Raw genomic sequence first — 22,205 nt, forward strand, 5'->3', positions numbered from 1 at the left:
TTATTTTTGAGCCTTTTTGTCTACAACCTGCAGGATTTTTTCGGCCACCTCATCGATCGTCAGTGAAGTCGTATCGATTTCAAGCGCATCGTCCGCTTTTTTCAACGGCGAAATCTCGCGCTCTGAATCGAGTTTGTCACGGCGCCTGATTTCTTCTGCAAGCGTTTCATAGTTTACATTGTACCCTTTTTTGACGTTTTCTTCAAAGCGGCGTTTTGCCCGCTCTTCAACGGACGCCAAAAGAAATATTTTCACTTCCGCATTCGGGAGAACGTGGGTACCGATGTCGCGGCCGTCCATGACGACGCCGCCTTTTTCAGCCAGCTGCTGCTGCCTTTTCGTCATTTCTTCGCGGATCCCGGCGTATTTGGCGACGATTGAAACCTGGTTGCTCACGTCATCCGTGCGGATCGCCTCTGTTACATCTTCGCCTGCGATATAAACCTTCTGCTCCCCTTCAAGCGAAACCGTGAGATCGATGGCAGATTCTTTTAACAAGGCCGTCAACGCCGCTTCGTCGTTTAAATCGACGCCCTTTTTCAGCGCTAAATACGTAATCGCCCTGTACATGGCACCCGTATCGATATAAATATACGACTTTTTTCCGGCCACGATTTTAGCCACGGTGCTTTTTCCGGCTGCCGCAGGGCCGTCTATTGCAATGCATAATTTCTTTTCCATAATTCCTCTCCTTGCTATCTGGTACTCCTTATAGGATTGTATCATGTATCAGGCGAAAAAGGGGAGATTTTAGCGTGAATTTACGGCTTAAATGTCTCGATCCATTCGCCGATTTTCATGTTGTTCACGCCTTCATACTGCACAACTTTTGACAGATAAGGCTCAGCCTTGGAGAAATGAAAAAGAAGCTGCACGCTGATTAATATGACCGCCTGTACGACAAGAATCTTAAATAATAACCGTTCTATTGTTTTCATAACATTCCTCCGCTGCCCGGAAAGTTTATGGCACCGGGCATGTTCAATTTTCACCGGCGGACGTTCCGCCCATACGTTCAGTATGGAAATGTTTAGGACGAATTATTCCGAATGCTAAAAAGGAAAAGGCATGTATCCGCCTTTTCCCTCTGATCTATCGTTTTACAAATCGTTATATATCGGTTCTGCACTTTTCATTTTTTGGACCTTCTCTTCCGTGCCGTCTTCGGTATTGATAAACATGCGGAATGTATCGTTTTCAATCGTGCCGAGAATTTCGTAGCAGAGCACTTCTTGTGAAAGCTCGTTTGTGACTAAAGCAAGGCGCGTCTCCTGAACCTTTACGTTGGGATTCAGGCTTGCTTTCGCTTTTTCAAGCGTTAATTTCGGCTTCGGCAAGTCTCTTTTTTTATGGGAGATTAAGAAATCCTTTGCATTAAATCCGGTAATTTCGCCGTCGTCAAGCGCGACCTTGATGCGGATGCTGTCCGGATAGAGCCAGACGCCGTCCTGGACCGGAACAAACGAAAATACGCCGACGCCGTCGTATTGCGAGCTTTCATCCATCTTCAGGTCTTCGGTTTTATAGCCGTTTTTTTTCAAAAATTGAAGGGCTTTGTTCGACGCGTCGTTCAGGCTGATTTTTTCATCTTTAATTTTTTTGTTTTGGATCAGATAAACTGGATATCCGCCTTTTTCGGTAATGTCCATATAAATATCCGCTTTTTGATCAGGGTCCTGCATGCTGATGCTATATACATCCCTGTTCGTTTTCTTGCCGCTTTTCGACACTTTGATATTGTAATTTTTGTCCTGAGCGAATTTTTGGGCAATCTTGCGCGCTTCTTTTTCGGTTATTCTCTTGCCTTTTAAATGGTCGTACCCTTGCTGCTCTTTTTTCGTGTTCGTCATCTCTGTCGCGCTTAAATCCGTATCAGAAAACGCACTTGCGCTTTTTTCAACGGTTTTAAATCCATTAATGATCGTATTGTCGCTTTGTTTTTGGCCGGACGCGAGCGCAAGCTCTACATCCATCCATCTCAGATTTTTGTCTATAATCAAATGCTGGACATTACGCAATTCATTTTGTATATCCTTTGAATTTTCATATAGCTGATTTAAAGAAGCGTACTCTTTTTTATTAAGCGGCTCTTTGTCAAGGTCGCGCACGGCTGCTTTGTAGCTGAAATCTCCGACCTTTGCCAAAAATTCTTCTGTCTTGTTAAACGGCATTAAGGTCAGCGGCAGCTGGCTGACATTGTTATGCGCTTCAGAAGTCGTCTTCCATACTTCCGCCAAGGCGGGAGACAGGGTTTTTTTGCTGTTCATCGCAAGTGTGCTCCCGATTTTGTCATGCAGCTGATCCACCTGATAAGTTAAATCGTGAAATGCCCTTTGATAGTTGTTTTCGGCATGAAGCAAAACGGCGTCTTTCTCCTGATGTTCCTTATAGCCCCAATAGCTTGTTCCGACGATGGCGACACCTAAAAGGGCGATTAAAATTCCTCTGATCATTTATAGCACCTCGCTTTTATTCACAGAAAATGTGTTTACCGATCCTTTTAATTTGTGGTCTGCCCCAAATCCATGAGCTAGTGGCCGTGTCAGGGTTAAAGTAGTAAGTCGCATTTTCTGACGGATCCCAGCCATTGATGGCGTCAAGAACGGCTTTTTTCGCCGTTTCATCCGGGGTCATGTAAATCTGTCCATCCGCGACAGCTGTAAATGCAAGCGGTTCAAAGATAACACCAGCCACCGTGTTCGGGAAGGTAGGGCTGTCGAGCCTGTTTAAAATAACGGCTGCAACAGCAACCTGGCCGTCATACGGTTCTCCGCGCGCTTCACCGTAAACCGCTTGGGCCAACAGATTAATGTCGTTGTTCGAGAAACCGCCCGGCATGTTGGCTGCAACGGCATCCTGTTTTTTAGGCGCCTGCTGTTTAGGTGCAGCCTTTGGCTGCGCTTGTTTTTTCGGCTGTGCAGGAGCGGCCTGCTGCTTTTGCTGCGGCTGCTTTTGGGCAGTGCCCTGCTGCTGTGCGCCCTGCTGCTGTCTTGCTTCCGCCTTTTTTCTCGCCTGCTGCTGCACTTCTTTTGAAGGCTTCGTCTGATACTTTAGCGGCAGTCCGCCGTAATGTGTAAATTGGTTTCCTTTTCGAAGTTGTCTGTGCACGTAGTCGCTGTAATATTTAGTATGATTGATTAAAAATCGTTTTGTTTTCGGCCCGACCAGGCCGTCTGTATCCTTTAAGCCGAACTGATTTTGGAAATTGCGGACGGCCCAGTATGTCGCCCATCCGTATACTCCGTCAATTCTGCCATTGTAATAGCCGTTGTATTGAAGCCTTGCCTGCAGTTCAATCACATCATCCCCTGTCGCCCCCCGCTGTATTACCTGTTCAGAAAAGGCAGCGCTTTTTTGACTGAATGGAAGTGAAAGACTGGTTGCCATAATGGTACATAAAATGACATTCAAACAAAAAGAACCTTTCGACTTCATGTTTTAAGCCTCCTCCAGCATTTTTGTACCCATATCTTTTGTAGAGAGGCAGATTTTATACACGCTTTCCTTTCTGTTTCAACTTTAGGTAAATATGCCGGACAGAAAATGAAAAAAACCGCCTATGCTCGAGGCGGCTATTGCTGAAGAGACTGCCCGCCGGCTTTGACGGAACGGGCTTTTTTTGCTTTGCGCAAGCCGAACCACCAAAGAAACGCCATAAAGGGCAGCATAAAATAAATCCAGTTTTTTAAGGCAAGCAGAATATAATCGTAGAGACCGTGAAGCAAAGCCGGAATAAAAAGCGAGCAGAACAGCCATTTCATCTTTGTTTTACTTGAGGAAAAACGGGCTTTGCCGATGTAAAAGCCCATGATCACTCCGAATAAGGCATGGCTGGAAACCGGAAGCAAAGCGCGCATAAAAGCGTACTCCACCCCGTTCCCGATGAGATACAATATATTTTCAAGCGTCGCAAACCCCAATGAAAGGCTTGTCCCGTATACGATCCCGTCATAGTGTTCATCAAAATCGATATGCTGAAAAGCGCTGACCATCAGCAAAAACCATTTTAAAAATTCTTCCAAAAAGCCGGAAGTTAAAAATGAAACGACAAAACTGCCCTCAGAAATGTGTTCTTTTTCCAATACATACTGGATAAACATCGTCGGAAAAACGAGCAAGACCCCCAGTATAAAAAGGCGGATGACCATATGAATGGGCTCGGATTCATATTTTTCCTTTAAGTAAAAATACATTAACAGTGCGATTCCGGGAGCTAAGCCTGCTGAGATAATTCCGAACATGAGGAAACCTCTTTCCTTTTCATCTCATTCTATCCTACCATGATTCTGATTGTTTTGAAATTGAAAAAGAACGGGCCGCCTAGTAGCAGAATTTGTCTTTTATACCTTCTTCATAGCTTGCAAGAAGGACGGCCAGTTTCATTCTCGCTTTTTTGCTGTCATAATCCTTGCCTAAGATGACCCCTTTTTTTGCGAGGTCATAGCTGCTGCCCGCATAGTCATAGGTCGTATACACTTCGCCTTCCTCTGCGCTCGTCGTGATGACGATATAAACGCCCTGATGTAAAGCTTGCTCAATATCGCCCACCATATTCGGCGGTACCTGTCCCCTTCCGACTCCTTCAAGGACGATCCCTGCTGCACCCTCGCGGACAGCGGCTCTGATAAACTTGCCGTCTCCATCCAGATAGCATTTGACGATATCCACTTCAGGAAGCGGTCTTTGCAGCTGATGAACATCCCGCTTTAAGGGCTTTTGATAAACGTATACTTTATCATTGTCAATAATCCCTAAGTAACCGAAGCCGAATACGTCAAAACCCTGCAGGTTCGAAGCGTGCACTTTTTTAACGTAGCGCGCGTTGAAGATCCTCTCGTTAAAAACAACGACCGTGCCGGCTCCTTTTATATCTGGGCTGCACGCTGTATAAACGGCGTGTCTGATATTTGTATATGCATCTGTTCCTTGCTGCTCGGGGGCTCGTTGTGAGCCTGTGACAACGACCGGCCTCTCATCCTGCAAGGTTAAATCTAAAAAATAAGCGGTTTCTTCAAGCGTGTCCGTACCATGCGTCACAACCACGCCGTCATAGCTGCCGTCCTGAAAAACGCGTTCGACGGTTTGTTTGAGTTCTAGTAAATGCTGAAATGTAATATGCATACTCGGAAGCTGAAACGCCGGATAGACATCGATCTGGACATCTTCCGGCAGGCTGCACATTTCGGCTAATTCAGGACCGCTGATCGCCCCTGCCGCAAGCCTGCCGCTTTCGGTTTTCCGGCTGGCGATCGTTCCTCCCGTTGTAATAAGAGCTACTTTCTTTTTCATGTCAGGCTGCCCCTTTTCATGTTGGTCTGTGTGCCGATAAAAAAAGAGAGCACATCTATTTATAGAATATGCTCTCTTTTGCCTGATAAAAATCATAAAATATTGGTTTTATATTCGTTTAGCAATTTCAGCTGCAATTAAGCCGCCGTGAAAACGTCCGTTTTCAATGAAGATTTCATTTGCGTTGTTCCCGGCCGCAATAACGCCGGCGATGAAGATGCCTTCTTCGTTCGTCTCCATCGTTTCTTCATTAAAGGAAGGACGGCCCGACTCCGCGTCAATTTCGACTCCCATTTTTTGAAGGAAGCCGTGATCAGGGTGATAGCCTGTCATCGCGAATACAAAATCATTTTTGATCTTGGTCTCTTTTCCGTCGACAGAAAAAATCAGCTCTTCTTCCGTAATTTCTTTGACGACCGCCCGGAATTCCATTCTGATTTTTCCGTGCTTGACAAGCGAAAGGAATTCGGGAAGGATCCATGGTTTGATGCTGGAGGAATATTCGTTCCCTCTGTACAGAACGGTCACTCTTGCGCCCGCTTTAACGAGCTCCATCGCCGCGTCGACGCTTGAGTTTTTCCCGCCGATAACCGCAACATCTTTATCAAAATACGGATGAGCCTCTTTAAAATAATGGAATACTTTCGGAAGGTCTTCTCCCGGGACGTTCATATAGTTCGGGTTGTCATAATATCCCGTTGCGATCACGCAAAATGACGACAAATACGTATCCTTTGATGTTTCCACGACAAATTGGTTATTTTCTGTTTTTGTGACGGATTGAACTTTCTCAAACGCGTTGATCCGCAAATTTTTCCGCTTGGCGACTTCCCTGTAATAAGAAAGCGCCTGATTTCTGACCGGCTTGTGATTTTCGGTAATAAAAGCGACATCGCCAATTTCAAGTTTTTCGCTTGAGCTGAAAAAGGTTTGGTGTGTAGGATATTGATAAATGCTGTTGACGATGTTTCCTTTTTCAATGACGAGTGCATCTATTCCGATCTCTTGCATGTGAATAGCTGCTGAAAGCCCGCAGGGGCCACCGCCGATAATGATCACTTTTTCTTCTTTCATGTTCCGTTCATCTCCTGTCATATCGGGCAAATCAAAAAATCTCCTATTTTATGATAGGAGATTTTTTGGGTTGTTGCAAATGTTTGAACCTATATCCAGCCTCTGAAGCGGGATGCTTCCGCCATCTTGCGGACGCCCACCATATAGGCTGCAAGCCGCATGTCGATTCTGCGGTTGTGCGCCATTTCGTAAATATTGTTGAACGACTTGACCATCATTTTTTCCAAACGTTCTTCAACTTCTTCTTCAGTCCAGTAGAATCCCTGGTTGTTTTGCACCCACTCAAAATACGATACGGTTACACCGCCGGCGCTTGCCAGCACGTCCGGTACAAGAAGAATGCCGCGGTCGGAAAGAATTTTCGTCGCTTCGAGCGTCGTCGGGCCGTTGGCTGCTTCGACAACGATTTTCGCCTTGATGTTATGGGCGTTTTCCGCGGTAATTTGATTTTCTATTGCAGCCGGCACCAGAATGTCGCATTCCAGCTCCAGCAGTTCTTTGTTTGTAATGGTGTCATTAAACAGCTTTGTGACCGTTCCAAAGCTGTCCCGGCGGTCAAGCAGGTAATCGATGTCAAGCCCTTCAGGATCATACAGGCCGCCGTATGCATCAGAAATGCCGACAACTTTTGCACCCGCGTCATACATGAATTTCGCAAGGTAGCTTCCCGCATTTCCGAACCCCTGCACGACGACAGAAGCTCCCTCAATGTCGATGTCTTTCTTTTTCGCCGCCTCTTTAATGCAGATTGTAACCCCTTTTGCTGTCGCAGATTCTCTGCCGTGAGAACCACCTAAAACGAGCGGTTTGCCGGTAATGAAGCCCGGCGAGTTGAATTCGTCGATTCTTGAATATTCGTCCATCATCCATGCCATGATTTGAGAATTGGTAAATACATCGGGAGCCGGCACGTCTTTTGTCGGTCCGACAATTTGGCTGATCGCCCGGACGTACCCTCTGCTTAAACGTTCCAGTTCAGGAAAGGACATATCCCGCGGATCACAGATGATCCCGCCCTTTCCGCCTCCATATGGAAGGTCGATGATGCCGCATTTCAGACTCATCCAAATAGAAAGCGCTTTAACTTCTTTTTCTGTAACTCCCGGATGAAAACGGATGCCGCCTTTTGTCGGCCCTACTGCATCATTGTGCTGGGCTCGGTAGCCCGTGAAAATCTTAACAGATCCATCGTCCATGCGAACCGGAATTTTCACCGTTAAAAAACGGATCGGTTCTTTTAGTAATTCATACACCTCTTCAGGATACCCCAATTTTTCAAGCGCCTTATGTATCACCGTTTGCGTTGATTTCAAAACGTCATGTGTGTTTTCTTCAGTATGACCGGTGTTTTGATCGGCTACCATTATAAGTTAACCTCCTAAAGTCTTTCTGGCATGTTGTCCTTTCAGAGAATAGTATACACCCTTGCACTAATCATGCAAAGAACAATCAACCATTTTTCGTGAAAATATTCGAGAAAAATCTTTTTTGTTATATTCTTATTTTCGGCAGAAAAAAACTGCTGTTTAACACAGCAGAATATCTTTTTTGAATGCGGGCTATTTGAAATATGTCTGAATGGTCTGAACGGCATTGTTTTCCATGATTTTCTTTCCGTATTCCTGAAGCCTGTAAATCGTTAAAGTCGTCGGATTCCCATATTCGGCTAAAATCGAAATCACGCCGTCAGCCTCATGGGAGTCAAAATCGTCGAGACTTAAGAAATACCTGTCTTCATAGTGGTAGACTGTCCCGCCTTGAATACCGATGCGGTCCAGGTTTTTGGAAAGTTCAATCAGATGCTCAAACGTTTGAAATTCATATATAATGTCAACACTTTCGCCAAGTTTGACTTGCATTTCAATATAGTCCTCATCATACTCATTATCGTCTTCATCTGTTTCTTGATTTTTTGTGACAATGATGACCATTCCTTGTGCTTGAAGAGAATACACTTCAACAGCGATTGGGCCATTCGCTTCGAACCCGAGCTCTGTATTCGCTTCGTTCATCATGTCTTTAAACAGCTGCTGAACTTTAAATGAGTCTTTCCAAAGGTCTTCTTTCGTCAGCCCCCGGTCTGTCAGATCGTCAAGTGTCAGAAAGATTTTGATCTTATTATAATTTAGACGCTCAAGCCGCATAACGTTCCCTCCTGCCTCTTCTTGCACACATCATATATCTTATTATATGGAGATGATGAGTCATAGGTTCTTAATTTTGATACCAGTTTACACTGTGTTTGGGCGGAAGACAAGCACAATGCCGCCTTTTCGTTCCTTTTCAGTGAAAAAGCATCAGTTTCCTTCCATGCAGGGTCCCGGGACCAGCTTAATCAGATGGGTTTCCGGCCTCGCTCCCAGCCGCAGCGGAAGCTTCGATGTGCCATAGCCGTTGCTGATCAAGTACGGCGCCTGATGAACGGTTCCGGTTCCTCCGATTTCACAGAGCCCGAATCTGCCGAGGCGAATCTGTCCTCCGTGGGTATGACCGCTCAATATGAGATCAATACCGTCTGTCTCCTGTATTTGATGATGAATCTCCGGATTATGTGACACAAGGATGGTCGGAAAATCCTGCTGCACGCCTCTGAGCGCTGCCTGGTAATCATCCAATTCGAGCCTGATGTCATCCACTCCGCAAATATTGACGGCTTGTCCTTGATGGTCATGCAAAACCGAAGCATTGCGCAAAGGCGTTACGCCGTGTGCCTTGAATATTTCCTGCAGCCTTTCCTGATCAACTTCATAATCGTTATTTCCCCATACAAAATACGTTTTTCCCAAACTTGAAAGCCTTTTGATATTTTCTTCAAGTCTCGAATAAGGAACGCCGCCCTCCGCTAAGTCGCCGCCGATCAAGACGAGCTGAACCCCGTGTTCTTTCACTTCACGAATAATGTCTTCACTGACTGTCCGCCTATGAATATCCGAAATAAAAAAGACGGTCAATTCGTTATTTAGGCGCCTGAGCGAAAACTCGGCTTTCAATACCCGGTTTTCTCGCGCGATACCTGACATTTTCCACACTAAAGCAGCAAAACCGATGAAAACGGCCGAAGCCAGACTGAGCCAATAGATCATGTGCATTCTCCAATCTGTTTTGTTTATCATAAGACGGCTTTATGCAAAAAGACGTTTCTTTTAATAAGAAAACGTCTTTTTTATTTGCTTTCGAAATAAAGATTAATGTCATACTGCTGTTTCATGATCTTAAAAACCGTTTCCCTTGATTTCCACTCTTCAGGCTGGGGCCATAAATCCGTGCTTTTCTGAATAATCTCGCATCTCAGCTTATGAAATTCCCCTTCTGCTTTTTCTTCCTTCTTTTTAAAATAGTAAGCGGTGCTGTATGCAAAAGCGGCCGACAAAATCCAAAGCAGGTAGACGGAGTCATTCAGCAAGCCGGAAAGGAAGCCGTTTTGCCCGAGCCCTTTTGACGCTGCAAACAAACAAAACGAAACCGCGCATATCGCCGCCAGCGCCTGCCACCTGAATGTCTGTCTGGCATAGTTTTCGTACTTTTTCTTCCTTTTAATTAAGGCGCGGAGCATTTGTTTCGTCGGTTCGTCCGTAAAACGGTTCAGCTCTTCAAGCTCGCTTCCCACAGTCCTCACACCTTGTCCTATTTGATAGTACAATGTATATGTATTCGCGGGCAAAATGATGCCATTGTTAATAAATCGGGATATTCAGAATCTGGCCGGTGTAGACATTGTTGCCTGATAATTGATTATAATTGCGGATTTTTTCCTCTCCTGACCGGTTCTTATAATATTTCATCGAAATCCGATAAAGCGTCTCTTTTTCGCCAACCGTGTGCTTCAGCACCTTTTTGGGCTGCGGCGCTTGCTGAACGGGCGGCGTTTGAGCTGCGCTTGCCGTTTTCTTCTCTTGTTCCGCAGGCTGCTTCGGTGCGGTAGGCTTCTTTGCAGCGACAGGCTTCTCCTCAGCTTTTTTTGCCTCTTTAGGCTGCTCTTTTTCCTTTTGCTCGTCTTTTTTTGACGGTTCATCCTCTTTATTTTCCGATTGTTTGTTCTCTTTCAGCTTTTCTTCTTGAAGGGCGGCGGCTGTATGCTGCGAAGCCGCCTTTTGATCCGCTTCTTGTTCACCGTTTTGATTTTCATTCGTCATTCCCGTCTCACCGGATTTGTTTTCATAAAACACATTATCATACTGATCAGAGTTGGAATCGCCGCCTTTGTCTTGGTTCAGCATGTACATAAACACCACGAAGACGATGATCGGAATGAAAACAAACATGACTGCAAGTGACGTGAATAGCGGATTTCTGTCTTTATTCTTTTTTTTGGTGTGCTTCTTTTTTTTGTGATACGTCTGCCTGGAAGGAATGTCATCATCAGGTGTCTTCAGTTCAACAGCCACGGCCGCCTCCCGGCTCATTTCAGCACGGGTCTTCTCCTGCTCCTTCTTCTTCCTCTCTATCCTTGACATCTCCGTCATGCGAACTCCTCCTTACGTGTTGAAAACGAATCTGGCACGCAAATACAACATCGATCAAAAAGTGTGCCGTCACAGGAACGAATAAATTCCCTGTCCATTCAAAGCTCAATCCGAGCAAAAAGCTGATGGACACAACCATTACAAACAGCAGCCATTTTTTCAAATAACGAAAATGCAAAATCGCGAAAATAATGCTCGCTGCCCAGAGACCGAAATGCGTCTGAATAACGCCTCTGAACAATATTTCCTCTGCAAATGCAATGAAAAGGGTAAGAATCACGATATGCGGGTACGAGCGTTCACGAAAAAGCTTTTCATTTATCCCTTCATCGTCATACATATGCTTCGGAGCCCATTTCATCACCATCAGGTCGGCGATAATCACGAGAGCCGCGAGCGGCGCCCCGTATTTCAAGATGCTCAAGTCCGATGGATTCCAAAGCGACAAAAAATCGTCTGCATCATCAAATAAAAAGATGCCCATCAATAATGCGGTAAAAAGCATCAGCATCTGGGAAAAATAGAGCTGTTTCAGCATTTCCCTGTCTGACAGGCGACGTATGATTTCCGACTGCTTTTTCAGCATACACGATCACAGCTGGCGGCAAATATGGCATCTAATTCTTCTTCCCACGCTGTCAATTTGTTCATAGACGGACGGTCTCCTTTGGCTTCGTATGCTTCAAGACTTAAACCGCAGGATGTACAGCACGCTGTGTCATCCGTTTCCAGCGGTTCTTTTTGTTCATTAAAATAAGCGAGCAAGCTTTCCCTGAAACACCCTTCGCTTTCGGTGACGGCGGCGAACCCAGCCGCTTTTTTCAACTTGAGCTCCCTGCGGCTGTCCATCTCCCTCTGAATGACCGCCCGGCCGTCGTCGCCAAGGTGATGCACCTTCTGATAAAGATGTAGAAAATGGCGGGCTTGCGTTTCCGATAAACCGGCCTGCTGTAGAACTTCCCGCCGGTTTCGCTCATCTTTCACTCCGGCAAGCTTTTCGTATAAAAAGCCGATATCACTTTGAGAGAGTGCTTCCATTTGAATGAGCTGCTCCTGGATTTCCTCGTCTCCCGGAGCTTTCAGCAAAATGCTGACGCTCTGCTTTCCATCCCTGCCCGCACGTCCGATTTCCTGCAGATACGCCTCTGTCGTCTGCGGGAGGCTGAAATGGATCACATATCTGACATCAGGCTTGTCAACTCCCATACCGAAGGCGTTCGTGCAGCAGACTACATCAAGCTGGTTGCGAATGAACTGCTGCTGAATCAGCATCCTGTCGCTTGCCTCCATCCCGCCATGATAAAATCCCGTTCTCAATTTTGTCTCATCACGAAGCTTGTCAGCCAGTTCTTCAGCCCATTTTCTTGTCGGGCAATAGACAAGACCGGGACCTTGCAGCTTTTGAACCAGCCCTGTCAGTCGCTCCGTCTTCTCAGCGGTATCCCGCAACTTTTCAATATGAAGCGCAATGTTCGGGCGATCAACGGAATGGATCAAATAATTGGCGCCTTTAAGCCCCAGCATATTGGAAATGTCCTTCAATGTCGCTTCGGTTGCCGTCGCTGTAAGCGCCAGGGTGACGGGATGACCGAGGAGCGCCTTGATGTCTCCAAGCTTCGAATAATCAGGCCTGAAATCATGCCCCCATTCTGAAATGCAGTGAGCTTCATCAACGACAAAAAGGCTGACATTGAGCAATTGAAGCTTTTTTAGCACTTGGCCGGATTGGAGGGCTTCTGGTGAAATATACAGATATTTGAGGCTGTGAAGCCGACTTAATACGTCATTTTTTTCCTGGTGTGTCAAAGCGCTGTTCAAGGCCGCGGCCCGCTTCTCTCCGCGCATTTTTAATTGCTGCACCTGGTCTTCCATTAAAGACAAAAGCGGTGAGACGATCAGGACGGTTCCGTCTTTCAACAATCCGGGAAGCTGGTAGCACAGCGATTTCCCGCCTCCTGTCGGAAGCATCGCCACCGTGTCCCGCCCCTCCAGCACGCTTTTGATGATCTTTTCCTGGCCGTTTTTAAAAGTATGATAACCAAAGTACCGGCGGAGCGCCTGATGAAGTTTATCCATTCCTGATCACCGTTTTCGACAAGGCCAGGCGGATTTTAAAATAGCTGTATCGGCCGCCGAGCCCCTCTTTAATTTGTCTGATTTTATTGGTTTGGTTCGCTTTCGCATAATCGGCAATGATTTTCTGCTCCTCTTTCGACACGTACTGATCGATGGAAAAAGACGGATCATGAATGGCAATTTCCACAATGTGATCCTCGATCGTCGCCGCTTTCAGCTTTCGAATGTCTGCGATCCGGTCTATTGTATGCCCTTCTTTTATAAGAAAAAGCGTTTTTCTCGTCGATTGTGTCAAGCCATCATTCAAAGGAATGTCCTGAATGAGCGTTTGAAAAAGCGGACTTTCACCATTTTGGGCGGATTGAATAAAATAATGCAGAACATCCCAAAACAGTGCATATATGTACCACTCATCAAGGTCCATTTTTTCGGAAAGCTGTCTAAATGTATAGCCCGCTTTTGCCCCGGAAGTCAGGGAGTGGACAAAAATAGCGGCCTGTTCATCATCGTTCAAAACAGACAGCTTCTCTTTCAGCTCATGGTGAAACTGGGCTGCTGTTTCAGCGGCATTCCGGCTTCTTAAATATTGTTTAATCCAGTTCTGAATCTGATAATCTTTTACGATCGGTAAATACACGCGTTCGCGGTAAAGTTTGTTGGAGAGCACCTGAATCAAAAGCGACATCCTTGCCCACATGATTTTGGCTGCCGCCTGATAATAGCCGCCGTGAAAATGGCGGGGCCACGGGTAAAGGGCAAAAAAGCCGGCAAGTTCCGCTTCTCCTTTTTCGGTGACGATGTAAGCGCCGCTTTCCGCTTTTTCTCTGACCAAAGACTCCTGTTTCAATTGTTGAACGCTGACTGTCACCTGCTCTCTGGATAGAGCCGAACAAAAGCCAAAGTATTTTGAAACGGCAAATAAACCGGCGTCCTGTATCGTCTGTGACGACCTTTTTCCTTTTAATAAATGATAGACCGCGCTTGAAGAACGCTCACCCTTCATGGATGACAGAATGTCGAGCACAATGGCGTCAAAAAAATGAACCGGCATATCATCACCTACAATCTTCCGGCAACATTCGATCTTTTCTTCTTTTTATTTTAACAGATTTTGCGGAGAAATCGACGTTTAAACTCATATAAAAGGGGTATGTTAGCAGTAGAACCCTTGTGTGATAAGCATTCTCAATATTTTTGAGTTGAAATGTAAGATTAACACCATTACAATAAGGAATGGGAATAGGTTTCATATCGGATAGATAGAGGGTTAAACCATTTGTTCCAACGAAGAACAATCTGGGAGGTTTTTTATTCATGCCAAAATATACAATTGTAGACAAAGATACGTGCATCGCATGCGGAGCTTGTGGTGCTGCGGCTCCTGATATTTATGATTACGACGATGAGGGAATCGCGTTTGTCACCCTTGACGACAATCAGGGTGTCGTCGAAGTCCCTGACGTCTTGGAAGAAGACATGATGGACGCATTTGAAGGCTGTCCTACAGATTCGATCAAAGTTGCGGATGAGCCGTTCGAAGGCGACCCGCTTAAACACGAATAAAGCAAAAAAACATCCGGTGCACAAAGTGCCGGATGTTTTTTTATCCAGATAAGCACTGCTTCGCCAACAAGCAAAAAGAAGCCGGCTCCTTCTGCAGCTGAAAATGCCCGGCACTGTGCCGGGCATTTTTCATGTCTATTTATTTGGCGGCCATGCGGACGTTTTCCTTCAGCCGCGGCTTCAACGAAAGGAAAATCGGCGTGGACACGAGAGCCACAGCGATGCCTTTGATGAAATTAAATGGCAGGATTCCGGCCAAAACTGTGGTTTTGAGCGCTTCTCCCGATAGCACTGGAGCATTTAAAAACCAAGTGTAGGCAGGCAGAAATAATAGATAATTTAAAATGCTCATCGAAACGGCCATCACAAGCGTCCCTGCGAAAAGAGCTGTGACAAACCCTTTGGCAGAACTTGATTTTTTAAGCAGCACAGCCGCCGGCAGGATAAACAATGTTCCGGCAATGAAGTTAGCCGCCTGATCAATCGGAACGCCTGAGGCGCTTCCGGCAATAAAGTAATTCAGCACGTTTTTGATCGCTTCAACAGCAATTCCGGCTCCCGGACCATACAAAATAACAGCGAGCAGTGCCGGGATATCACTAAAATCGATTTTCAAATACGGGAATGCCCCCAAGATCGGAAAACTCAGCATCATTAAAATAAATGCGATGCTGCTCAGCATGCTGATTGAGACGAGACGTCTCACCTTGTTGTGTTTCATTTTGTCACTCTCTCCTTTTCGATCACATCTCACGAAAAGAGGAATGGTTCTTTCCCCCTGCCCTAAACAAAAAACCCGCTTTATTGAAAAAGCGGGGCTGTTTTACAGACAGGTCAAATAAACGTTTGAAAATATCATTTCAAAACGCACGGAACCTCCATCTTCTCCCATCCAGACTATACTGTCGGCTTCGGAATCGCACCGAATCCTGCCCCTAAAGAGGCTCGCGGGCTTAGAGCGCTTGCTCATCACCGCCGGTAGGGAATTTCACCCTGCCCCGAAGATTGATCTTATTTATTTTTGATACTGATATTATTATAAATGAATTGTGAAAAAATGTACAGATTCAAAGCTTATTGAGCTGTTTTGGGGCGTCCTTCAGGATATTTCGGCAAACTCACTTTTTCCACACACTAAAAACCGCACATTCACAGTTATTTCATTTTTAATTTTCGTCTTTCCGCGCGAAACTCATTGACACCCTTTATGGAATATGGTAAATTATCAGATATTTATGACGCTTATTTAGGAGGAAATCTTACATGTTTCGAGTATTGGTCTCAGATAAAATGTCCAGCGACGGCCTCAAACCATTAATGGAAGCAGATTTTATTGAAATTGTAGAAAAGAATGTTGCGGAAGCGGAAGACGAGCTTCATACGTTTGACGCTCTCTTGGTGCGGAGCGCCACGAAGGTGACCGAAGAATTGTTTAAAAAGATGACTTCGCTAAAAATCGTTGCCAGAGCAGGTGTCGGCGTCGACAATATCGATATTGACGAGGCGACAAAGCACGGTGTCATCGTCGTAAATGCGCCAAACGGAAATACAATTTCAACTGCTGAACATACTTTTGCAATGTTTTCAGCGTTAATGAGACATATTCCGCAGGCAAACATCTCCGTTAAATCCAGGGAGTGGAATCGTTCGGCTTACGTCGGTTCAGAGCTTTACGGAAAAACACTCGGCATCATCGGAATGGGCCGCATTGGAAGCGAAATCGCGAGCCGCGCAAAAGCGTTCGGCATGACCGTTCATGTATTTGACCCGTTCCTGACGCAAGAAAGGGCAAGCAAGCTCGGCGTTAACGCGAACAGCTTTGAAGAAGTTCTGGCATGCGCTGACATTATTACAGTTCATACCCCACTCACAAAAGAAACGAAGGGACTTTTGAACAAAGAAACCATCGCAAAGACGAAAAAAGGCGTTCGTCTCGTGAACTGTGCAAGAGGCGGGATCATCGATGAAGCGGCGCTTTTGGAAGCTTTGGAAAGCGGACATGTCGCAGGCGCTGCCCTCGATGTGTTTGAAGTCGAGCCTCCGGTCGATTCAAAACTGATCGATCATCCGCTTGTGGTCGCGACTCCTCACTTGGGCGCTTCAACGAAAGAAGCTCAGCTGAATGTCGCTGCACAAGTTTCCGAAGAAGTCCTTCAATATGCGCAAGGAAATCCTGTGATGTCCGCGATCAACCTTCCGGCCATGACAAAGGATTCATTCGAAAAAATCCAGCCTTATCATCAGTTTGCCAATACGATCGGAAACCTTGTGTCTCAGTGTATGAATGAGCCTGTTCAAGATGTAGCCATTCAATATGAAGGCTCTATCGCCAAGCTTGAAACGTCATTTATTACGAAAAGCCTTTTGGCCGGATTCCTGAAGCCGAGGGTCGCGGCTACCGTCAACGAAGTGAATGCCGGCACTGTCGCGAAAGAGCGCGGCATCAGCTTCAGCGAAAAAATTTCTTCCAATGAGTCAGGCTATGAAAACTGCATTTCTGTGACTGTCACCGGAGATGTGACGACATTCTCTTTAAGAGCGACGTACATTCCGCACTTCGGCGGTCGCATCGTTGCCTTAAACGGCTTTGATATCGATTTTTATCCGGCTGGACACCTTGTGTATATTCACCACCAGGATAAACCGGGGGCTATCGGCCATGTCGGACGAATTTTAGGAGACCATGACATCAACATCGCCACTATGCAGGTGGGCCGAAAAGAAAAAGGCGGAGAAGCGATCATGATGCTTTCATTTGACCGCCACCTTGAGGACGATATTTTAAATGAGCTGAAAAACATCCCGGATATCGTGTCTGTTAAAGTCATCGACCTTCCTTAATAAAAAGCCCCGGAACCTGAAAGAAATTCCTTTCGGGTTCCGTTTTTTTTAGGAACTCTCCCTGATCTCTAGCAGCTGGCGGGGATAAATCTGTTCGCCTTTCAAATCGTTCCATTCTTTGAGGTGCCGGACAGTAACGCCCATTTTTTCGGCGATATGATGAAGCGTATCCCCTTTCTGCACCACATATGTGCCGGTCTTCGGTTCATCGTCATGAAGGCGGAGTGTTTGGCCGGCCTTAAGCTTCGAATGTTTCAACCCGTTTATTCTCATGATCTCCTCGATAGATATACCGCTATCCTTGCTGATTTTCCAGAGCGTGTCCCCTTTTTGAACAGTTACGGCACCGCTCATTGTCCCGGTGTTTTGATGAACGTGGACCGAATTTTGCTGGAACGCTTCTTCACGAAGCACCGTCAGCGGATTGATTGCATATCTTTTATCTTCAGTCCATGAACCGTGATGCATTTCAAAATGCAGGTGGGTTCCGGTCGATATTCCCGTATTGCCGATGATTCCGATTTGCTCGCCTTTTTTCACCCGTTCTTTTTCCTTTTTCAGGCGTTTGCTTAAGTGGGCATAAACGGTTTCATATCCGTTGTCATGTTTGATAAATATCACGTGGCCGTAGGAGTCCGATTGATACGATTTGCTTACCGTTCCGTCTGCGGCTGCCGCTACAGCTTCCCCTTCAGGAGCGGCAATGTCAAGCCCCTTATGTTTTCCGTCTCTCGTCCCGAATTGATCTGTGATCTCCCCTTTAATCGGTTCAATCCACTCTGAAGCTGCCGCTCCCGGCGTAGTGACGAGAAACGCAAGCCCCGAAAGCCATGCGATCGCGAACAGGAAGTTTTGATGTCTGAGTATCTTCAAGGGTTTCCATATCCTCCTATTACAAGCATCTGCGGTAAAATTCCCCCTATTCGGAGACAGCTTAGTATACTTCCAAATCAATACATTTTATACATCAAAAAAAGACTCCGCGCGGGGAGTCTTTTAGCTTTCTATCGTTATCGGATTCGGTGCGTAAGGAACCTGTACAGATTTCGACAAGTCATAGGCGCCGACCTTGGTTGTGGATGCATTTTTAAATTTCACTTTTGTGAACCCGAAATCTTTGGCGGTCAATAGAAGGCCTTCAACCATCAAAACGTCTTCAGGTTTATTTTCAATATTCGCGGAGGAAGAAAATTGAATGATCAGTTCTTTTCCATTCTTTTGAATATCTTCAATCTTTGTATCATCGGATAGAATGGGTTGTAAATTAGTGCCGCTTTCTTTAACTTTCATCATCTTTATCGCTTCCTGCACCGTTTCGTAAGATTCGCTTGAAGGTGCAAGGAACCGGCGTCCGTCAGAGCTTTCATATAAATAGTAGCCTTTTTGCGTCTGATGCATAATCGCCATATCAGCGAGCATTCCGAATGATTCAAATTCAACGCCAGATTCATCATCGGAAATAAACAAAACAGAATCATATGAACCCCATTTAAAGGTTTCGTTGATCACATTTTTCAGCCGTTCGAAATCTTCCACTGAAAGCTCCGGTATTTTTTCATTTACTTGAATCGTCAGTTTTTTACCGTTTTTCTGTTCTTTGAACTTCACCTGATCAAGATAAGATGTATCAAATGATGTAAATTGGTCCACTTTAAGCCGGCTGTATGCGTGAAGTGCATCTTCAAGATTCGTCATGCTTATGCTTTTCTCAAGACTTATCGGGACAACGACAGACTTGGACTTGTCAAGGAAAGCGAAGGTGATATAGTCGTCTTTTTGATTCTGGGAGACGACAAACGTATTTGCAGGTTCAGACTTGGCAGCATCAGCCTCCGTCTGCACCAATTTTCCGTCAGATGAAATGTTGGCGTCGGCGCTGTTTTGAGATCTGATCTGTTCGATTAATTGAGGAGTGATCAGCATCAGAAGAAAGAGAACCAAAACTGTAGCAGCAAATGCGCCGACCCGTTTTTTCGGTGATTTACGCTTTGGTGCGAAAATCAGCTTTTGATAGATCTGATTTGCCGAACGATTATCCTTAACCGTTGGAAGTTGGCTTAGTAACGCCTTCAGCCGTTCTTCGTTCCATTCTGACTTCTTCATTCTTTGGATCCTCCTTCAAAAGCTCCATCTGTTTACGAAGCACTTTCAGACCGCGGTGCTGAGTGGTTTTCACCTTGCTTTCGGAAAAATTTAAGGCTTTTGCCGTTTCACTGATCGAATACCCTTGGATAAACCGCAATACGATAACGGATCTTTGATCAAGCGTACACCTGTCAAGGGCCTCGAAAATTTCCTTCAGGTTTTCATTCTGCATCACGATGTCCTCAGGCAGAGGCTTGCGGTCTTTTACATCTTGCTTCTCCCAGTCAAACGTCCCCAAAATCCGCTGGCGGATCGTCTGCTGCTTTCTGAACCAGTCGATCGCAACGTGCCGCGCAATCGAAAGAAGCCAGGTTTTTTCGCTGCTTCTGCCTTCAAATGTTTCATAAGAATGCAGGACGCGGATGTATACTTCCTGAACTAAGTCTTCTGCCTGGTTTTTGTCTTTTACCATATAAAATAAAAACTGAAATAAATCCTGATGATACTGATCATATATTTTCTGAAAGGTTTCTTCCACCTGAAACCCCTCCGTTCAATTTATTGTCGTTTGTCAATCTTAAAAGGTTACATTACAACTATTACAACTATATTACGAACATATGAAAATGGAAAGGGGGTTTAACTAAAGTTAAGCTTAATTTTAACTTAACAAGCATAAAAGCACCCGTTCTAAATGAACAGGTGCCAAACTTACAGGAACTTCCGCTTTCTCACTAAGCTGCGTCCGTATACTCATAATCGGAACGTTCCTTAAGGCGGATCCTTTGAAATGGACTGATTTTCATCCGTTTATGACTTTAAGTCCAATTGTTGGCGAAGCTTTTTGGAAATCTCCTTTCTCTTTTCGTCAGTCACCAGGTGATACCATAAGCCGTCAACTTTTTTATCTTCACCCTCAATTTCTATCTGTTTAATATCCTTGGCAGCTTCTTTATAAGAATGTTGAATATCGATCATCTTGTCCAGTGTTAAGTTTGTTTTGATGTTTTTTTCTAATGCTGTCAAAATTCCTTGATAGTTTGTTAATGATTTTAATTGGGCACCTTCATGAATGATTTCATTGATGATCTCACGCTGACGCTCTTGACGTCCAAAATCACCGCGGGGATCGTCTTTTCTCATCCTAGCATATGTCAAAGCAGTTTTGCCATTAAGATGCTGCTTTCCTTTTGACAGATGCACGCCTTCAAGGGTGAAATCAATCCGATTATCCACCGTAATGCCGCCAATTGCATCGACAATATCTTTAAACCCATCCATATTGATTTTAATATAATAATTGATGGGAATGTTCAAAAATTGTTCTACAGTTTCAACGGTCCCTTCAATTCCGCCATAGGTGTAGGCCGAATTCATTTTCGAAAATTTATTCTTCGATTTGATAAACACCCTTGTATCACGCGGAATACTTGTCATTGTCGTTTTCTTTGTCTCCGGGTTAATCGTCATCACAATCATAGAATCCGGTCGTCCTTTATCACCAGGGCGCTCATCTATCCCTAATAAGAGAATGGATATAGGATGGTGCGGAGCAGTATCCTTCTGCTCGGCATCCCTGTGAAGAGGCTCGTACATTCCATTTATTGATTTTGCGACGGTACGGTAAATCCCGTATGAAACCACACTGCCAATCGTTATCACTAGCGCGAGGGCGAACAATATCACATTTTTCATCTTTAGTTTTCTTTTTCTCATTTTCACCATAGTATCCCTTCCTTGTTGATCCAGGTCATATTTTTTAATTCCATCTGAAATGAACCGGTTTTATCGAATCATGAATAGGCTTCATTTCATATCCGTTTTCCTGAAAGTATTTCAATAGTTTCTCCAAATGGGCCGCAGTTGTCGGTTTTTCATGCATTAATACGACAAGCGGCTCAACACCGGAAAGGTTATTGACTTGCTGAATCACATTATTGACGAATTGACCGTTTGTATTTGCAGATTTCCAGTCCTCTGAATCAACAGTCCAGTCCCAAAGATTAAAGTGGTCGCGCTTAATGACTTCTTGAAATGGACCGGTAATATAAGGCTTTGATCCGTAAGGCGATCTGATCAAATGTGTGTCAACGTTGGTCGTTTCTTTGATCGTTTTCAACGTATCGTTCATTTCTGCTGCAAAGCTTTCAGGAGATTTATAGATTTTCGATACTTGGTGCGTCACTCCGTGAGAGCCGACAGAGTGGCCGCTTTCAACCATTTTTCTCACAATATCGGGATTTTGTTCGATATTCGGTTTTAACATGAAAAAAGTAGCTTTTGCATGATACTTATCGAGCAAACTTAAGATCTTATCTGAAGCCGCAGGATTCGGCCCGTCGTCAAATGACAAATAGACGACCTTTCCGATTTCCGGCGCTGTTTGCTTATTTTCTTTTTTCTCTGCTTTATGTTTGCCTCCCGTCACAGGTGCTGAAGCGGAGGAATTTTCTTTTAGCGGTTCCTGCTTTGGACCAGCGAGTGCATTCCACGAAATGCATAACAAAGTCACCCCCAGTACAATCAACATACCCAGCACTAATTTTCCTAGTGCGCTCAATTTACGATCTTCTTTTGGTGAATTTAACACTTTTTCCAACTCCTTAAGCTGTAATTATCAATCACTAGGTTTCTTTTAATCTCGTCACATACAAGACAACGTTCTATAAGAAGGATGCTCTTTAAATATAAAGGGAAGATATCGCAGAAGTTCGGCCAACTTGTAAACAAAATGTCACAAAAAGAGGAAAAACATCATTTTTTGAGGGATGTTAATCAGTAAATAATAAGACTTATTACCTTGAAGGGGATAGT

General features: G+C 45.0%; 23 protein-coding genes and 1 riboswitch. Of the genes, 2 read left to right on the forward strand and 21 right to left on the reverse strand.

Going from position 1 to position 22,205, the window contains the following annotated elements:
* The 15 genes from cmk to CP943_RS12670 all read right to left on the reverse strand — a co-directional run bounded on the left by cmk (position 1) and on the right by CP943_RS12670 (position 13,953).
* A complete protein-coding gene (cmk, locus tag CP943_RS12605; RefSeq protein WP_023857461.1) occupies positions 1-681 on the reverse strand; it encodes a (d)CMP kinase in 681 nt (226 codons plus the stop codon).
* A gap of 80 nt (positions 682-761) precedes the next feature.
* On the reverse strand, positions 762-938 hold the full coding sequence (locus CP943_RS22300) for a YpfB family protein (protein ID WP_023857462.1): 177 nt from the start codon (positions 936-938) through the stop codon (positions 762-764).
* Between the two features lie 162 nt (positions 939-1,100).
* Positions 1,101-2,453: a germination protein YpeB gene (gene ypeB / locus CP943_RS12610; RefSeq protein WP_023857463.1), complete on the reverse strand. Its 1,353-nt coding sequence runs from the start codon at positions 2,451-2,453 to the stop codon at positions 1,101-1,103.
* A 16-nt stretch (positions 2,454-2,469) separates the two neighbouring features.
* Positions 2,470-3,387, reverse strand: coding sequence for a spore cortex-lytic enzyme (gene sleB / locus CP943_RS12615; RefSeq protein ID WP_371268733.1), 918 nt, complete (start codon positions 3,385-3,387; stop codon positions 2,470-2,472).
* 185 nt (positions 3,388-3,572) lie between these two features.
* Positions 3,573-4,241 (reverse strand): glutamic-type intramembrane protease PrsW, encoded by a 669-nt coding sequence (gene prsW / locus CP943_RS12620; protein WP_023857465.1) that lies wholly within the window; start codon positions 4,239-4,241, stop codon positions 3,573-3,575.
* 79 nt (positions 4,242-4,320) lie between these two features.
* The gene (locus CP943_RS12625; RefSeq protein ID WP_020451978.1) at positions 4,321-5,289 is read right to left on the reverse strand and encodes an asparaginase; all 969 of its coding nucleotides are present in this window, start codon (positions 5,287-5,289) and stop codon (positions 4,321-4,323) included.
* A 108-nt stretch (positions 5,290-5,397) separates the two neighbouring features.
* Positions 5,398-6,363, reverse strand: coding sequence for a YpdA family putative bacillithiol disulfide reductase (locus CP943_RS12630; protein ID WP_023857466.1), 966 nt, complete (start codon positions 6,361-6,363; stop codon positions 5,398-5,400).
* Positions 6,364-6,452: 89 nt separating this feature from the next.
* Complete coding sequence (locus CP943_RS12635; protein ID WP_020451980.1) at positions 6,453-7,727, reverse strand: Glu/Leu/Phe/Val family dehydrogenase; 1,275 nt, start codon at positions 7,725-7,727, stop codon at positions 6,453-6,455.
* A 195-nt stretch (positions 7,728-7,922) separates the two neighbouring features.
* Positions 7,923-8,507: a genetic competence negative regulator gene (locus tag CP943_RS12640; protein WP_020451981.1), complete on the reverse strand. Its 585-nt coding sequence runs from the start codon at positions 8,505-8,507 to the stop codon at positions 7,923-7,925.
* 153 nt (positions 8,508-8,660) lie between these two features.
* Entirely contained in the window at positions 8,661-9,446 is a 786-nt protein-coding gene (locus CP943_RS12645; RefSeq protein ID WP_026579371.1) for a metallophosphoesterase, read from the reverse strand.
* 80 nt (positions 9,447-9,526) lie between these two features.
* Complete coding sequence (locus CP943_RS12650) at positions 9,527-9,916, reverse strand: YpbF family protein (RefSeq protein WP_229029999.1); 390 nt, start codon at positions 9,914-9,916, stop codon at positions 9,527-9,529.
* Positions 9,917-10,037: 121 nt separating this feature from the next.
* On the reverse strand, positions 10,038-10,766 hold the full coding sequence (locus CP943_RS12655; protein ID WP_105981047.1) for a LysM peptidoglycan-binding domain-containing protein: 729 nt from the start codon (positions 10,764-10,766) through the stop codon (positions 10,038-10,040).
* Between the two features lies 1 nt (position 10,767).
* The gene (locus tag CP943_RS12660) at positions 10,768-11,412 is read right to left on the reverse strand and encodes a CPBP family intramembrane glutamic endopeptidase (protein WP_020451986.1); all 645 of its coding nucleotides are present in this window, start codon (positions 11,410-11,412) and stop codon (positions 10,768-10,770) included.
* The gene (locus CP943_RS12665; protein WP_105981048.1) at positions 11,406-12,902 is read right to left on the reverse strand and encodes a RecQ family ATP-dependent DNA helicase; all 1,497 of its coding nucleotides are present in this window, start codon (positions 12,900-12,902) and stop codon (positions 11,406-11,408) included. The genes CP943_RS12660 and CP943_RS12665 overlap by 7 nt, the downstream gene beginning before the upstream one ends.
* On the reverse strand, positions 12,895-13,953 hold the full coding sequence (locus CP943_RS12670) for a YpbB family protein (protein ID WP_105981049.1): 1,059 nt from the start codon (positions 13,951-13,953) through the stop codon (positions 12,895-12,897). Before CP943_RS12670 ends, CP943_RS12665 begins: the two co-directional genes overlap by 8 nt.
* Positions 13,954-14,216: 263 nt before the next feature.
* Between CP943_RS12670 and CP943_RS12675 the strand changes: the two genes are divergently transcribed.
* Positions 14,217-14,465 carry a ferredoxin gene (locus CP943_RS12675; RefSeq protein WP_003183064.1) on the forward strand — a complete coding sequence of 83 codons (249 nt, stop codon included), beginning with the start codon at positions 14,217-14,219 and terminating at the stop codon, positions 14,463-14,465.
* Positions 14,466-14,604: 139 nt separating this feature from the next.
* Here the strand turns inward: CP943_RS12675 and CP943_RS12680 are convergent, their stop codons facing one another.
* On the reverse strand, positions 14,605-15,186 hold the full coding sequence (locus tag CP943_RS12680) for an ECF transporter S component (RefSeq protein WP_035338506.1): 582 nt from the start codon (positions 15,184-15,186) through the stop codon (positions 14,605-14,607).
* 155 nt (positions 15,187-15,341) lie between these two features.
* Positions 15,342-15,475: riboswitch (FMN riboswitch) on the reverse strand.
* A 253-nt stretch (positions 15,476-15,728) separates the two neighbouring features.
* Between CP943_RS12680 and serA the strand changes: the two genes are divergently transcribed.
* Positions 15,729-17,306, forward strand: a complete 1,578-nt coding sequence (gene serA, locus CP943_RS12685) for a phosphoglycerate dehydrogenase (RefSeq protein WP_023857473.1) — start codon at positions 15,729-15,731, stop codon at positions 17,304-17,306.
* Positions 17,307-17,354: 48 nt separating this feature from the next.
* On the opposite strand, the gene CP943_RS12690 is transcribed toward serA, so the two are convergent.
* The 5 genes from CP943_RS12690 to CP943_RS12710 form a co-directional block, all read right to left on the reverse strand.
* Entirely contained in the window at positions 17,355-18,179 is an 825-nt protein-coding gene (locus CP943_RS12690; protein ID WP_035338504.1) for a M23 family metallopeptidase, read from the reverse strand.
* 123 nt (positions 18,180-18,302) lie between these two features.
* A complete protein-coding gene (locus tag CP943_RS12695) occupies positions 18,303-19,409 on the reverse strand; it encodes a GerMN domain-containing protein (RefSeq protein WP_105981050.1) in 1,107 nt (368 codons plus the stop codon).
* Positions 19,345-19,929, reverse strand: coding sequence for an RNA polymerase sigma factor SigX (sigX, locus tag CP943_RS12700; protein WP_023857476.1), 585 nt, complete (start codon positions 19,927-19,929; stop codon positions 19,345-19,347). Before sigX ends, CP943_RS12695 begins: the two co-directional genes overlap by 65 nt.
* A 272-nt stretch (positions 19,930-20,201) precedes the next feature.
* Positions 20,202-21,116, reverse strand: coding sequence for an LCP family glycopolymer transferase (locus CP943_RS12705; protein ID WP_043054360.1), 915 nt, complete (start codon positions 21,114-21,116; stop codon positions 20,202-20,204).
* Between the two features lie 34 nt (positions 21,117-21,150).
* Complete coding sequence (locus CP943_RS12710) at positions 21,151-21,981, reverse strand: polysaccharide deacetylase family protein (protein WP_095291563.1); 831 nt, start codon at positions 21,979-21,981, stop codon at positions 21,151-21,153.
* Positions 21,982-22,205 lie beyond the last annotated feature (224 nt).

It is taken from the genome of Bacillus paralicheniformis (genome assembly GCF_002993925.1).
Lineage (GTDB): Bacteria > Bacillota > Bacilli > Bacillales > Bacillaceae > Bacillus > Bacillus paralicheniformis.